Genomic DNA, 13,589 nt, shown 5'->3' on the forward strand with positions numbered 1-13,589 from the left:
TTGTCAAAAACGCTGAATCATTCTGCCGTCATTACCTGCACATGTCGGGGTTGCACGCAGACCTTGAGGAAGTTTCCCACGGTGATCTGTGCGTCTTCGGCCTGCTGGCGCGATAGCAGCATTTCCAGTGAGGCGGGTCCTTCCAGATAAAGGCGCATGCTCAGACCTTCCTTTCGGCAAGCCTTGACCTGCACCGACAAGGGATTGGGACAACAATGCGCTGCCCCATCCTCTTGCAGGTAGATGTCTTCTGCGCGCATGGCCAGTTGTACGGGCATTCCTACCGACAGAGCTGGTTGCCACCCAGCCTGCATCTGCCATCCGGAGCCCGCTACCTGCAGGCGGGAGTTGTGCTCAGAACTGGCAATCTGACCCGATAGAAAATTACGGAAACCCAGCAATCGGGCTGAAGCAACATGACGCGGCCGTGCAAACACTTCGGCGGGGGCGCCTTCCTGGACAATGCGGCCATCGCGCAAAATAGCCATATGGTCCGCCAGCATCGCCAGATGCGGATCGTGACTGACCGCCAGTACAGGAATCCCGAATTCGTGAACTTCCCTTACCAGTTCATCCAGCACTTCGTCCCGGGTCGCCATATCCAGCGCTGAAGTGGGCTCATCCAGCAATAATAACTGCGGTTTTCGTGCCAGCGCCCGCGCCAGAGCCACCCGCTGTTTCTGGCCACCGGAAAGTTCAGACGGAAAACGATTCGCCAAATCTTCAAGACCAACCCGTTGGAGCAAGGCCAGGGCATCCATATGGCGATGGGCAGAGCGCGACAGGGGAAATGCGACATTTTCCCAGGCCCGCAAGTGCGGAAATAGTGCATAGCCCTGAGGCAAATAAGCAATGGGTCGTTGCTCTACGGCCAGATCTCCGTAAGGATTGACCTGTGCCGGGAGCAAACCGGCAACGGCCTTCAGCAGCGATGATTTACCTACACCGGAGACGCCCAACAGTACGGTGAAGCCGTGTACCTGCAAGCTGATATCCAGGGCAAGAGGCTGCTGCATCTGGCAATGAATGTGCAGGGCGGGAGCCGATGGCTTCAAAACATGGCCTGCGTCTGCCGCCGGGCGCGCAAACCAATCCAGAGCGGCAAGGGGACAGCCACCAGAAAAAATATCCACAGCAAGGGGTAAACTGCACTGAGACCAATATCTTGCAAATTGACCCACAATTTGACCGGGATTCCCTCAGGGAAATAAGCCACAATCAACACAATGCCAAACTCACCCATGGCCCGTACCCAGGCCAGGGCCACCCCGGCTGACAAACCAATGCGCGCCAACGGTAAGGTGACCCGCCAAAAAGTCTGAACTCGGTTGCGCCCCAATGTCCTGCTGATTTGTTCGAGTTCGCGGGGAACACCTTCAAAAGCTGCCCGCGCTGCGATGATATAATAAGGCATCGCCCCATAAATCTGGGCGAGGATAAACGCCGGAGCCGTATTGGTGAGATAGATGCCGGCATGGCTGAATAAAGTACCCACGGGTGAATAGGGACCATAAAAACTGCTCAGTAAAATACCCAGAGCCAGGGGTGGCGTCAGCAGGGGCAACATCAGCAGGGCATCAAAAAACCACTTGCCACGGCCCTGCCCGCGCGCCAGCCACCAGGCCAGCGGCGTTCCGGCCAGCACGGAAATAATCAGGGCCAACGCGCTGTAAAGTAAGGAAGTCCGGATTGCACCAAGATCGCCATCGGCAAAATGAAAATCAGGCCAGTCCGTCGCAAATAGCAGCGCGGCAAAGGGGGCCAGCAAAAAGACAAATACCAGGCCAGCCAAAGCAGGCCCCATCCAGCGAAAACGGTCAAAACCCGCTGTCATCCGATAGGCCGGAAAGCCTGGGCCATGATCCGCGCTTTGCAATACCCCTCCCCACAAAAGGCGTGTCAGGGAAATCCTTACGTTATTCCCAGATAAACATATCCGCAAGGTTATAGCGCTGCGGCACTAACCAGTCAAGCCTACAGCAACAGCCCGGCGCAGCAACGGTCTACAGAGCAAGCTCTGGCCAAGGTCGAATAGTACATACATTAATTCCGGCTTTTTTATGCTATGCTTATGGAACAAATAGCGTTAACTATCCATTAAAGAGTCAGACATAATGCACTGGACCATCCTCCTCAAATCCGACCCCGAAGCAAAGGGTAATCCTGTTCTGCACGGCCTGCGCATGGCGGCGTCGGCTGTGGCGGATGGCGTTGAGGTGAGCGTTTTTCTTGCTCAGGAAGCCTGCCCCCTGGCTTTTCTGGATGAGCAAACCGGAGCAAAACAGTTGGTTCATCAGGATCTTATTCATGAACTTCAGGAACTGGGTGCGAAGATATATGTGGTCGGCCTGGAATGGCTGCATCAGTCTGAAAAATCCCTGCTCAACTCCAGCATTGAGGTTGCCAGCATGAAAACCCTGGTCCGCCAGATGAAAATCTCCGATCAGGTCATCACCCTTTAAAACCATGGGGGCTACTTACGCTTTAGGAGATCTGCAGGGTTGTTGTGCCCCTTTCAACGAACTACTGCAAAAAGTCGACTTTGATGTGCAGCATGACCACCTCTGGTTGGCAGGTGACCTGCTGAATCGTGGTCCCGATAGTCGTCCATTGCTGAAAAAGCTTTTTAACTGGCAGGATCGCCTCCAGATTGTGCTGGGTAATCATGACTTATATGCCCTTTCGCGCTGGGCGGGTATTGTTCCCGCCAAAAAAAGTGACACCCTTGCGGTACTCCTCGCTGACAAAAATGCCGGTGACTGGCTGGACTGGTTACGGCAGCAGCCCCTGCTCCATCATGACGAAGCGCTGGGCTGGACGATGGTCCATGCCGCCATCCATCCCGACTGGGACATTTCCAGCGCTGCAGAGCATGCTTTGCAGGTGCAGGAGGCACTATGCGGCCCGCACTGGAAACGCTTTTTGAAATCATTGTGGGCTGCGCCCGCTCCGGATCGCTGGGAAGGTTGCCGCAACGAAGATGACGCCCAGCGTTTTCGGGTGGCGGTATTTACCCGCGCCCGTTATGTCACCGCAGATGGTCTTTTCAGCTGGCCCAGCACCCTACCCAAAGACCTTGCGCATATGTATGCGCCGTGGCATCAATGGTTTTTTGAACGGCAGAGCAGTGGTTCTATTATCTGCGGGCATTGGGCGACTCAGGGTCTGCTGGTGCATGACCGCTTGCTGGCCCTGGACAGCGGCTGCGTCTGGGGTCGGCAGTTGAGCGCAGCGCGCATTGATCTCGCCGAGCCACTGATTCAGCAGATCAATTGCCCCGCCTATGCTCAACCCGGCAACTAAGGAATAACATCAGCTCAGCCGACATGCCCACCATTACGCCCTCTCTCGAAATCCTCCGCCACACTTTCGGCTATGAACAGTTTCGAGCCCCTCAAGAGGAAGTCATCGCCACACTCATGAGCGGCCAGGACGCACTGGTGTTGATGCCTACCGGGGGCGGCAAGTCATTGTGTTATCAGATTCCTGCCATCGCCCGTCCGGGTACTGGTGTAGTCATATCACCGCTCATCGCGCTGATGGAAGATCAGGTGAATGCCTTGCGGCAGGCGGGGGTTGCAGCGGCGGCTCTTAATTCCAGCATTCAGCCCCGGGAAATCCGCGAAACAGAAGAAGCCCTGCGCAGCGGCCAACTGGATTTACTGTACATTGCCCCCGAGCGTCTGCTGCAGGATCGTACCCTGCGCCTGCTGCAACAATGTCAGGTCAATCTTTTCGCGATTGATGAGGCCCATTGCGTATCCCAGTGGGGACATGATTTTCGCCCGGAATATTTGCAACTGAAGGTTCTCCACGAGCGCTTCCCAGCCATACCGCGCATTGCCCTGACGGCTACAGCAGACCCCAAAACCCGCCTGGAAATCATCGAACGGCTGGGACTGCAACGCGCACGCATTTTTACCCGGTCTTTTGATCGTCCCAATATCCGCTACCACATCCACAGCAGCAGCCAGGGTGCGCGCAACGCCCTGCTGCATTTTATTCGCGACCACCATGATGGTGAAGCAGGCATTGTTTACTGCCTTTCCCGTAAACGCGTCGAAGAAATAGCTACATGGCTTCAGGCTGAAGGATTGGACGCCCTGCCCTATCATGCCGGCCTTTCCGCAGATGAACGGCGTCGTCATCAACAGCGTTTTCAACGCGATGAGGGTGTCATTATTGTAGCAACTATTGCTTTTGGTATGGGTATCGACAAGCCCAATGTGCGTTTTGTGGCCCATCTCAATTTGCCCAAAAGTATCGAAGCCTATTATCAGGAAACCGGTCGGGCGGGGCGTGACGGTTTGCCGGCTGAAGCCTGGATGCATTATGGCCTGCAGGATGTGGTGCAACTGCGGCAGATGATCCAGCAATCTGAAGCCGACCAGCAACGCAAGCAAATGGAAGGCCAAAAACTGGATGCCATGCTCGCTCTTTGTGAAACGACGCAATGCCGGCGCCAGACCCTGCTCAGCTATTTTGGCGAAACCCTCGCCCAGCCCTGTGGAAATTGTGACAACTGCCTGACCCCTCCGGCCACCTGGGATGCCACCGTCGCTGCACAAAAAGCCCTCTCTGCGGTACACCGCACGGGTCAGCGTTTTGGAGTTCAGTATCTGGTCGATGTCTTGCTTGCCCGCGATGATCCCCGTATTCAGCAATGGGGCCATCATCAACTCCGGGTATATGGCATTGGCAAGGAATTATCTGCCAACGCCTGGCGCGCCTTGTTCCGCCATCTGTTACTCCGGGGCCTGGTTGAAGTAGATAGCGAAGGACATGGTGGCTTGCGTCTGAGTCCGCTGAGTCGTCCCATTTTGCGCGGCGAACAAACCCTCACCCTGCGCCAGCACGACAACGCCCAGCCCCGAAAAAAAGAGAAGGTCCAGGAAATTCCCGCCAGCGACAAAGCACTATGGGAAGATTTACGTCAGCATCGCCGCGCCCTGGCACAAACCCAGGGAGTACCTCCCTACGTGATCTTTCATGATGCGACGCTGATGGAAATGCTGCGCCTGCGCCCCCTGAGCCTGGCCAGTCTCGCCACGGTGCCCGGCGTTGGTGAACGCAAACTCGCCGCTTATGGGGAATCGTTTCTGGCCATATTACTGAATCACGCAGGCCGGTCCTGATGGATCAAAACTTGCCCTGCAACAGGTCAGGTCGCATCATAGGACCAAACTTGAGGAAACCCGAATGAACGAAAAAAGCTTTGCCGTCGCCGTTGAAAACACTCTGACAGAATTGCTGACCCGCATTGAGGAACGCACTGTGGATGTGGAATGTGATCTGGTGGACAGCGTGCTCACCCTGCTCCTGCCCGATGGCAGCCAGATTATCATCAATCGTCAGGAGGCCGTTCAGCAAATCTGGCTGGCCTGCAGTGATGGTCCCGCCCGCTTTTCGGCCAAAGATGATCAATGGCTGGACAGCCAGACGGGAGAAAACCTGACGACCGCCCTGGGCCGGCTACTCAGCCATCGTTTACATGACCACATCGTCCTGGACTGAAATAATGGCCTACTGGTTAATGAAAACTGAACCTGAAGCCTTTTCTCTGGATGATCTCAAGGCGCGCGGCCAGGAACCCTGGGACGGTATCCGTAATTACCAGGCACGGAATTTTATGCGCAGCATGCAGCCGGGGGATGGCATTTTTATTTATCATTCCCGGGTCGCGGTGCCGGGAATTGTCGGGATGGCCGAAGTCGTCAGCAGCGCCCGACCCGACCCCACCCAGTTTGATCCGCACAGTCATTATTACGATTCCGGCTCAAGCCTTGATAAACCCCGCTGGGATCTGGTGGACGTTGCCTATCGGCGTAGTTTTACGCAATGCATTTCCCTGGATAGCCTGCGCAACATGCCGGAATTTGCGGATAGCCCCCTGGTACGCAAAGGCAACCGCCTGTCCATTCTGCCCATCACCCAAAGCCAATGGCAGCATGTGCTAAGCCTTGTTGACGATGGTCGCCAATGAGCGATTCCGCCCGCGAAATCCACCTGTATCACCGTTGGTCATCGATTGCCGGGCAGATGCTGCGGATGGTGTTGAGCGCCAAAAAACTGCACTGGCAAGATCATCCCTGTGCCCTGCGCGACCAGGAAACCGCTTTTGATCTGGACTATGCGGACTTGCCGGTACTGGTCCATGCCAATGGCAAGAAGCAGCAGGCGTCGCTGCCCGAATTGGCGGAACTGGATCGGCTCTATCCCGAAAGTCTACCTATGCAGCAGAATATTGCCGAGCCGGAATGGGCGGCTTTTTGTCAGTGGCGCAACAGCCTGACACCGCTGCTGGAAAGACTGATCGCTCCGGTTTTGCCGGCTTATGCTGAAATCAGTCATGATGAAGAAGACATGAATTTTTATCGGAACGAATGTGAACGCCGTTTCCAGCAATCCGTCGAGGCTTTGGCCAATGATCGCTACGGCGCGTACCAGCAACTTGAGAGTCGGGGACGATTACGCGAATTGGGCAAAATCCTGGCTCGCCAGCGCTTTTACACAGGTGATTTGTCACTGGTGGATATTATCCTGACCGCCGACCTGCATTTACTCAGATTGCTGGATGGCGTGACCATTCCTTTGGATCTGCAATATTATTTTCAACGTGTCGCTGATGCCTGTAATATCTCGCTGAATGACGGCATGACCCAGTCCCTTTGATTTTCTGGAGTAAGTAATGACTTATCAAGAGTTGGTGGAATTTTTGAATCATCACCTGGGATATCCTCTGCTCGGTGATCTGAGCCCCGCAGAAGCCTTACAGGCTGCCCAAAACAACACGCTGGAAGACCCCCTGACGGCGGAAGTGCTTATCGCCATTTACCAGGGAAACCATTGTCAGGCTTTGGGTGATCCGGTAGACCGTGCCCACAGTTTTGACGGACTGGCTCGCCTGCGGCTGCGCGCCCAGGCCGACGATGCCGACCCTTTCATTTTTCGCAAGGTGCTCAAATTGTCCCAGGAACTGGATAACGCCTTTGATCAGGAACTCATCCGGCAGCGGCAGTAAGAGCTGCAATTTCCTGAATCAGGTGCTGCTCGCTAATCTTTTTTTTCAGCCGCCAGAATATCCAGATAACTTACCCAGTACCGGGGGCGGCTTTGTTTGTTACGTTTGGCAACATAAAGGGCTTCATCCGCATGGCGCAACAAACCGTCTGAATTGGCTGAATCTTCAGGATACAAGGTCAGACCGGCACTGCAGCCTACCGATACCTTAATTTCAGCCTCTAGCACGAAAGGCGTAACTACGGCTTTGTATATATTATCCATGACCGGCAGCAGATCATCCGCCTTATGCAAACCTTCCAGTAAAATAACAAATTCGTCCCCCCCGAGGCGTACCAGAAAATCGGTACTACGCGTTACGCTCTTCAAGGCCTCAGACACTTTGATCAGTAGTCGATCACCCGCTTCATGACCATAGCTGTCATTAATGGGTTTAAAATCATCCAAATCAATAATCAAAATAACCAGCAGGGTATTATTGCGCTGCGCCCGCAATATGGCATGGGTGAAATAGGTATCCAAACCTCGCCGATTATTCAATCCTGTTAATGCGTCATGATTGGCTAACCAGCTTTGCCGATTTTGCTCATCCGCCAGTTGCTTTTTCAGGTCCATTTCATCCAGACCGCGACCCAGCAATGATGCAACTCTATGCAAGAGCTCGTTCACATCCGCACTGATGAGATGTTCGACCAGACAACATCTCACCACCAGAACACTCCACAACTTAGCGTTGCGAATAATCGGCAAGAGCGCAACCGGGAGCTCCGTACTATTTGCGCTGCCAGTTTCTGAGGGAAATAGCGCCTGTCCGGTTTTCCATACATGCAGCACCCTATCGCGCAGCAAATCGGCGGTAATTTGCTCCATCAAACTATTAGCATCCTCGGTTACCGACGAAACAAAAGCCAAGGTCTCCAGAGATAGATTCTCAGCAGGACGAGTCAGCCAGGCCGACTCAAACAAGGTGCTGCCTACCAGACGTCTGCATATTTCTTCTAACAAAGGTTGTTCTGCATTCATTTTAAGAACAGCATCGGCCTCATCCAGTAATGCCTGATACAGCAAATTGCGGCGGAGAATTTCTGCCTTGTTGCTGATCTGCTGATCGGCAACATGTAAAATTTCTGTGAGCTGATGCAGAAAAATCTGGAGATTATTACTGAAATATTCGGGATCCGTGCTACTGACAAACAAAACTGCATGCACACCTGAATCATCCCACAAAGGCCATCCACCGATCACCGCAACATTTTTCATTCCGGGTTCAGTATCTCCCCAGGTTTGCAAAGCTGAATTTAAACGCAGCTCATCCACAAAAGGACGTTCTTTTTCGCGGACACGCTCCATGACCGTATCTAGCCATCGCCGGCTTACACTGTCATTTTCCAAACCCATCCTGAGTAAAGCCTCAGGTATCTGCCCTCGAGAAGCCACTAATAAATTGGAAGTGTTCGTCTGTTTCTTATCGGGGTAGGCAACAATCCAGGCACTGAGGGCGTCAGCACGCGTAGTGAGCACGGAAAGGGCCAGGTTATAGGCCGCCGACAATTCCCTAACCTAAAGAATATCCTTAAGAAAATCGACAATCGCTAACTGATGTCCTGAAATACGACTGACACTGACAGCATTCTTGCGCCTTTCCAGAAAAACAACAAAATCATCTGCTAGTCGAGTCCATAAAGTATGACTTAATGTAACGGTATTTATCGATTTTGGCAGAAAAAAAACAATAACACCCTTTTCACCATCCAGACTACGGTATGGCACACTCAGACTCACATGAAAGGTGGCATCATCAGCAATTGGCCAATGTTTATAGGAAGCATCTCCCTTAAGCGACAGACGCTGGACGCACCCACTATCCAATGTTTTCCGTACAGAACCATCTGCATCAAGAGGAATCGTCAAGCTAACAGCGACCTCTCTATGTGATCCCGCCAAAGACATGACGCTTACAGCGTTATCTATTGTTTTCTGCACACCAATCCAGACCAGAGAAGCATCCAGACGTTTAGCAAGGATATCTGCCATCTGTCGCATAGTTGACGAAATGTCTTTGGTCAAAGAATCACCCAGAAGCCTATCCACTTCCAACAGGGCAGACTGCAAATCAGCTTTGGCGTTCATCTCCCGGAACATCTTACGATTTTTAACCAGCGCACGATAAGCTAGAAACAATCCGACTAATAAAAATAGGAGTAGCAGTGTTTTCAGCATAAACATTGTCCGGCCATCTATAACAGAGACCCCTATATAGAAAACTCTTCGTTGGAGTTTTTCCGTAAACCAAAATCCGGAACTATATCCATCAAATCACACAATGCTGCATAAGTTTCATTCAACATTGTGAGATTTGATTCCTTACCTTGTCTTTGTTGACTGAGAGACTGAATACGTGGCTGGATATTGGTAGATGAATCTACAATAGCTTCCAGTGCGGCCATTTTCTCTTTCGACTGAGCAGCAAAAAGCTCTAATTGACGATTCATCAAATCCAGAGACTCATTCACCCAATTGCGCAGCTCTTTTCGGGTTTCTTCTACAAATGCCTCAATTTGCTGGGCGAGAGAGAAAAAGGCTTTGCGAACTACAGATCCTTGAGTAGAAGCAGCGATTTCCAAACGTTTCCCGAAGCGCTCATAGCGATCAGCCATTGCCAGCAACTCGGCACGCCGGGGTAAAATAGCATAGGGAATAGTGTCAAGTTTGGGCAAACCATACTGTTGCTCAAGTATTCTATAGGCATCCAACATGAGTGCTGAAAGGCGATTAGCCCGTTCCAGAGCATTATCAAATTGTGCAATAGTTTCTTCAAAAAACCGTGAAAACCGGTCATAAATACCGACCGTAGTCCAGGCAGCCAACAACTCGGTACGTGCAGAAACGACAATCTGATCAAGCTGTTCCAAAGAAAGCGCCTGTAATAACCAGGAATTGGCCGACTCCAGAAATTCTTGTTCTTTCAAAACAAAAGAATCACGATCACCGGCAAATGATCGCAACAGTTTTTGCTGCCTTTCCAGCAATCGCGGCAGCTGCTCGCCAGTTTGCGCCTGAAGCCGTTCCATACTTTCAATCTCGCCGCCGAGGTTCTTGATTTGCTCCTCCAAAAGCACCCGCTGATCAATAACCACTCTTTTAATCAGTCGTTGCGCACTATCAAGAATGGATTTGCACCTTCCTGGAATAAGCGTTTCTGCTATGGCCTCTTCCAGCTCTTTCAGTCCACTTCTGGCAGACAATTGATCATCATGCCGGATGCGACCTAATAGGCCTTTCTGAGCAGAAACGGCTATGACCTGATCAACATTTAGACCTAACTGCCCTGCAGTCTTTTCCCGTTGGGATTGAACAACTGCAGACTCCTGTCCGGGATCTCGTAAATCATCCCATAGCGTATCTACCTTATTCAATACCACCAACTGATTTTGTAAGGCATGGCGTCCGAGCGATTGTTCCCATATTGCGAGATCACTTTGAGTTACACCAGTATCGGCGCTCAGCACAAATATCAGAGCATCCGCACTACGCGCTGCCTCCAGGCCCAAATCCGCCTCGCTGCCCAAAGAGTTAAGACCCGGTGTGTCCAAGATGACCAATCCGGCCTCCAGAACCGGATGCGGCCATTGCAACAAGGCGTAACGCCAACGGGAAATCTTCACCATCCCTTCCCCGCAAGAAGCACAGTGCGTTGTTGCTATATTCGAACCCAATTCTTTGATCTGCGGGCATAATCCATAACTTCGGGCTTCTTGCACTGAAACACAAAGAGTTTCTGTCAACTGTCCCATAAGCTTTGCACAATCGTTCAGGTCATCGGGATTCAATGGAGAAAAAGTCCACAGACCAGAATTTTTCTTCAATTTTTCTATTGAATCATTGAGTGTTCTACTGCGTATTGGTAACAATTGAAGCGAAGGCGGCGCCAAACCATAAGTAATTTCAACCGGACACATAGTGGTCTGCCCGGGACCAGAGGGCATCAGACGCGCACCAAGATCTGAAAAAAACAGGGCATTAATGAGTTCGGATTTACCCCGCGCAAACTCACCAAAAAATGAAATACGCAGCTGATCTCCGGCGATTTCCCGGGATAGATTCTGCATCCGCAACATGGTACCACTAGGAAGAATTTCCAAATCGACAGAAAGCTTTGCTATTTGATCCACAGCATTTGCGATACGCATGCGCCATTGATGATATTCTCTCAGGTGTTTAATCAGCAACGGTAAGGCCATGATCATCTCTCCATCCAACATCCGGGGCATCTGAAATCGTCTTGTACAATTCCTAGGAAGTTGGCCACATTATAATGTAAAAAGGCGGGGTAACAACAAAAAAAACCAGCCAATAATTTCTTTTAAGTAATACGATGCAAAAAACCGGCGATAAGAACAAATAGAACAATGGGAAACAGCGTAGCCATTACCGGGCTGATCCCTCCAGACACACTGATATATCCAGACATCTCCGTCAAAAAGTGAAACCCCAGCCCGAGCACCAGTCCGGCCATCACCCTGGCGGCTAGCCCTCCACCACGGGGATTGCGGGTGACAAATGGGACCGCCAACAGAATCATGATCAGGCCTACCCACGGATAACTCAAGCGTCGCCAGAACGCCAAGGCAAAACGATTCATTTTAATTACCCCGGTTTGCAGATTCTGGTAGTTGCGCCAGAGCGTGGGCAGGGTCATGGTGCGCGTCGGATGGGCAAAACTGCTGAGGGTAGAAGGCGGCATGTCAATGTTCCAGAGCAAGCTTTGTTCATGCCGCATCTGTAACTGTTGCGGCGAAATCGTGGTCAACTCAACATTCTGCAATACCCAATGACCTGCCTCATAATATGCAGAAGCTGCGTGGGTCATGGTCTTCAGTCCCACCATCCCGGGACTTAGTGAGACGATGCGTACATCCTGCAGTATCTTGCCTGAATCACCCACTGCACCAATCTGAATGAGTTGCTTATCACGCCGCAACCAGAGCCCCTCATTTCCCATATTATGAAAACCGGCGCCGGGCTGACTGGCATTGGCCCACATGGCTTCAGATGCCGGAGCCGTAACAGGAATCACCCATTCTCCAAGGGCGAACATCAACACCGTTCCCAGCAAGCCAACCAGCAACAAGGGCTGCTCCAGACGCCATAGGGACCAGCCGGACATGCGCAAGGCAATCACCTCAGAGTGGCCACTGAGAATACTCATCCAGACCAAGGCGCCAAGCAACAGGGCCAGAGGTATAACATCATAGGCAACTTCGGGCATTTGCAAAGCCGCGTACTGCATGAGTCGCGTCATATTCCAGATACCGTGCCCCGGCCCTGAAGCTTTGGCAATCAATTGGGCAACATAGACCAGCGCCAACAACAACAGCAATACAATACTGCTGTAGGCCAGCATGCCACGAAACAACAGTCGATCAGCGCGTTTCATGCGCACTCTGACTGAACAATACAGGCAGCAAACCCAAATCCCGACTCCGGCGGAGAAACGTATAAAAAGCGATCAAGGCGATGCCCAGCACTACCCAGAGAAATCCCGGAAAAAGCGGCATTTTGCCCGCCATCATGTGCTCTTTTATATAGATCAGAACGTTATTTATTGCCAGCAGGAAGAGAACGCCAAGCAACATTCCGGCGGCTCGACCACCACCGCGCGGCTCGCTGTAAGCCAGTGGAATTGCCAACAATGCCAGAAGCGGCAAAGCAATAGGCCATATCAGACGCCATTGCAGCTCCGTCACCGCATAGCGCCTGTCCAGACCAGAAAAATGATCCACCAACTGGGACAAGGATGCATTAGTCCAGCTGATTCCGCCAGCCTGGTTGCTACCATTGATAGCAGAATTGCCAAGCATCACCCGGTAACGCGCAAATGACAGCACCTTGAAACCATTTTGTCCGGGTTGACCGAGATAGCGCTGCCCATCAATAAGCACCAGACTGAGTGCGCCATCATCACCCGGTTTGATTTCCCCATAAGCTGCGGTTGCCATATCGGATTGTGTACCTTGGGCGATGGAGAGAAAAATTTCATGGTAACGGTGGGTATTTTTTCCGATGGCAGAACCCACATAAATCACCCGCCCCCCCGATAAGGAGGTGAAACTGCCGGGCTGCAGCATCGCTTCTGCAGCGACATTGGCCAGCCTTTCAGACTCCGACTGAAGCGTGCGTTGGGCTGCAGGCGCCCAAATCAACGCTAAACCCAGCTCCAGACAAAAAACAACCCCAGCCACCACGGCTACTGCAGGCAATAATCCTGTCAAACCAGTGCCTGTACTGCGAATTGCCACCATTTCATTGGAACGATACAAATTGTTGAATACCAGATATACCGCGAAAAAAAACGCAAGGGGCAACACTGTCACCAGCAGTGTTGGTAGGGCCAGCCCCAACAATTGCAGGACAACCGGTAACGGCAACTGCCCCGATGCGACCTGCTTCAGCAGTTGGGTCAATTGACCAATCGCCAGAATGGCCAGAATGACCAGACAGGTCAGCAGAAAGGTGACTGAAATATTACGGATAATCTGCAGATGGATGCGGGTCATGGACGATTCTCT

14 protein-coding genes are annotated in these 13,589 nt (G+C 52.0%); 7 read left to right on the top strand and 7 right to left on the bottom strand.

Annotated elements, in window-relative coordinates; translation table 11 throughout:
* Nucleotides 1-17 precede the first annotated feature (17 nt).
* Nucleotides 18-1,055 carry an ABC transporter ATP-binding protein gene (locus BLW97_RS08015; protein ID WP_242947766.1) on the bottom strand — a complete coding sequence of 346 codons (1,038 nt, stop codon included), beginning with the start codon at nt 1,053-1,055 and terminating at the stop codon, nt 18-20.
* The gene (locus tag BLW97_RS08020; protein ID WP_242947767.1) at nt 1,052-1,876 is read right to left on the bottom strand and encodes an ABC transporter permease; all 825 of its coding nucleotides are present in this window, start codon (nt 1,874-1,876) and stop codon (nt 1,052-1,054) included. Before BLW97_RS08020 ends, BLW97_RS08015 begins: the two co-directional genes overlap by 4 nt.
* A 238-nt stretch (nt 1,877-2,114) precedes the next feature.
* Between BLW97_RS08020 and BLW97_RS08025 the strand changes: the two genes are divergently transcribed.
* The 7 genes from BLW97_RS08025 (at nt 2,115) to BLW97_RS08055 (ending at nt 7,021) form a co-directional block, all read left to right on the top strand.
* Nucleotides 2,115-2,462 carry a DsrE family protein gene (locus tag BLW97_RS08025; RefSeq protein WP_010643129.1) on the top strand — a complete coding sequence of 116 codons (348 nt, stop codon included), beginning with the start codon at nt 2,115-2,117 and terminating at the stop codon, nt 2,460-2,462.
* A gap of 4 nt (nt 2,463-2,466) precedes the next feature.
* Complete coding sequence (locus BLW97_RS08030) at nt 2,467-3,303, top strand: symmetrical bis(5'-nucleosyl)-tetraphosphatase (protein WP_075322880.1); 837 nt, start codon at nt 2,467-2,469, stop codon at nt 3,301-3,303.
* 23 nt (nt 3,304-3,326) lie between these two features.
* Nucleotides 3,327-5,135 (top strand): DNA helicase RecQ, encoded by a 1,809-nt coding sequence (gene recQ, locus BLW97_RS08035; RefSeq protein WP_075322881.1) that lies wholly within the window; start codon nt 3,327-3,329, stop codon nt 5,133-5,135.
* Between the two features lie 64 nt (nt 5,136-5,199).
* A complete protein-coding gene (gene cyaY, locus BLW97_RS08040) occupies nt 5,200-5,514 on the top strand; it encodes an iron donor protein CyaY (protein WP_075322882.1) in 315 nt (104 codons plus the stop codon).
* A 4-nt stretch (nt 5,515-5,518) separates the two neighbouring features.
* Nucleotides 5,519-5,983 carry an EVE domain-containing protein gene (locus tag BLW97_RS08045; protein ID WP_075322883.1) on the top strand — a complete coding sequence of 155 codons (465 nt, stop codon included), beginning with the start codon at nt 5,519-5,521 and terminating at the stop codon, nt 5,981-5,983.
* Nucleotides 5,980-6,672 carry a glutathione S-transferase family protein gene (locus tag BLW97_RS08050; RefSeq protein WP_075322884.1) on the top strand — a complete coding sequence of 231 codons (693 nt, stop codon included), beginning with the start codon at nt 5,980-5,982 and terminating at the stop codon, nt 6,670-6,672. Before BLW97_RS08045 ends, BLW97_RS08050 begins: the two co-directional genes overlap by 4 nt.
* Nucleotides 6,673-6,688: 16 nt before the next feature.
* The gene (locus tag BLW97_RS08055) at nt 6,689-7,021 is read left to right on the top strand and encodes a hypothetical protein (protein WP_010643119.1); all 333 of its coding nucleotides are present in this window, start codon (nt 6,689-6,691) and stop codon (nt 7,019-7,021) included.
* Nucleotides 7,022-7,053: 32 nt separating this feature from the next.
* Here BLW97_RS08055 and BLW97_RS08060 read toward each other — a convergent pair whose 3' ends face one another.
* The 5 genes from BLW97_RS08060 to lptF form a co-directional block, all read right to left on the bottom strand.
* On the bottom strand, nt 7,054-8,571 hold the full coding sequence (locus BLW97_RS08060; RefSeq protein WP_075322885.1) for a sensor domain-containing diguanylate cyclase: 1,518 nt from the start codon (nt 8,569-8,571) through the stop codon (nt 7,054-7,056).
* A 9-nt stretch (nt 8,572-8,580) separates the two neighbouring features.
* Nucleotides 8,581-9,240 (bottom strand): hypothetical protein, encoded by a 660-nt coding sequence (locus tag BLW97_RS08065; RefSeq protein WP_075322886.1) that lies wholly within the window; start codon nt 9,238-9,240, stop codon nt 8,581-8,583.
* 32 nt (nt 9,241-9,272) lie between these two features.
* Complete coding sequence (locus tag BLW97_RS08070; RefSeq protein WP_341465660.1) at nt 9,273-11,291, bottom strand: dynamin family protein; 2,019 nt, start codon at nt 11,289-11,291, stop codon at nt 9,273-9,275.
* A gap of 92 nt (nt 11,292-11,383) precedes the next feature.
* Complete coding sequence (gene lptG, locus BLW97_RS08075; protein ID WP_075323625.1) at nt 11,384-12,457, bottom strand: LPS export ABC transporter permease LptG; 1,074 nt, start codon at nt 12,455-12,457, stop codon at nt 11,384-11,386.
* A complete protein-coding gene (gene lptF, locus BLW97_RS08080; protein ID WP_075322888.1) occupies nt 12,444-13,577 on the bottom strand; it encodes an LPS export ABC transporter permease LptF in 1,134 nt (377 codons plus the stop codon). The genes lptG and lptF overlap by 14 nt, the downstream gene beginning before the upstream one ends.
* Nucleotides 13,578-13,589: the final 12 nt, after the last annotated feature.

The organism is Acidithiobacillus albertensis (assembly GCF_001931655.1).
In the GTDB taxonomy this organism is placed as follows: Bacteria; Pseudomonadota; Gammaproteobacteria; order Acidithiobacillales; family Acidithiobacillaceae; genus Acidithiobacillus; species Acidithiobacillus thiooxidans.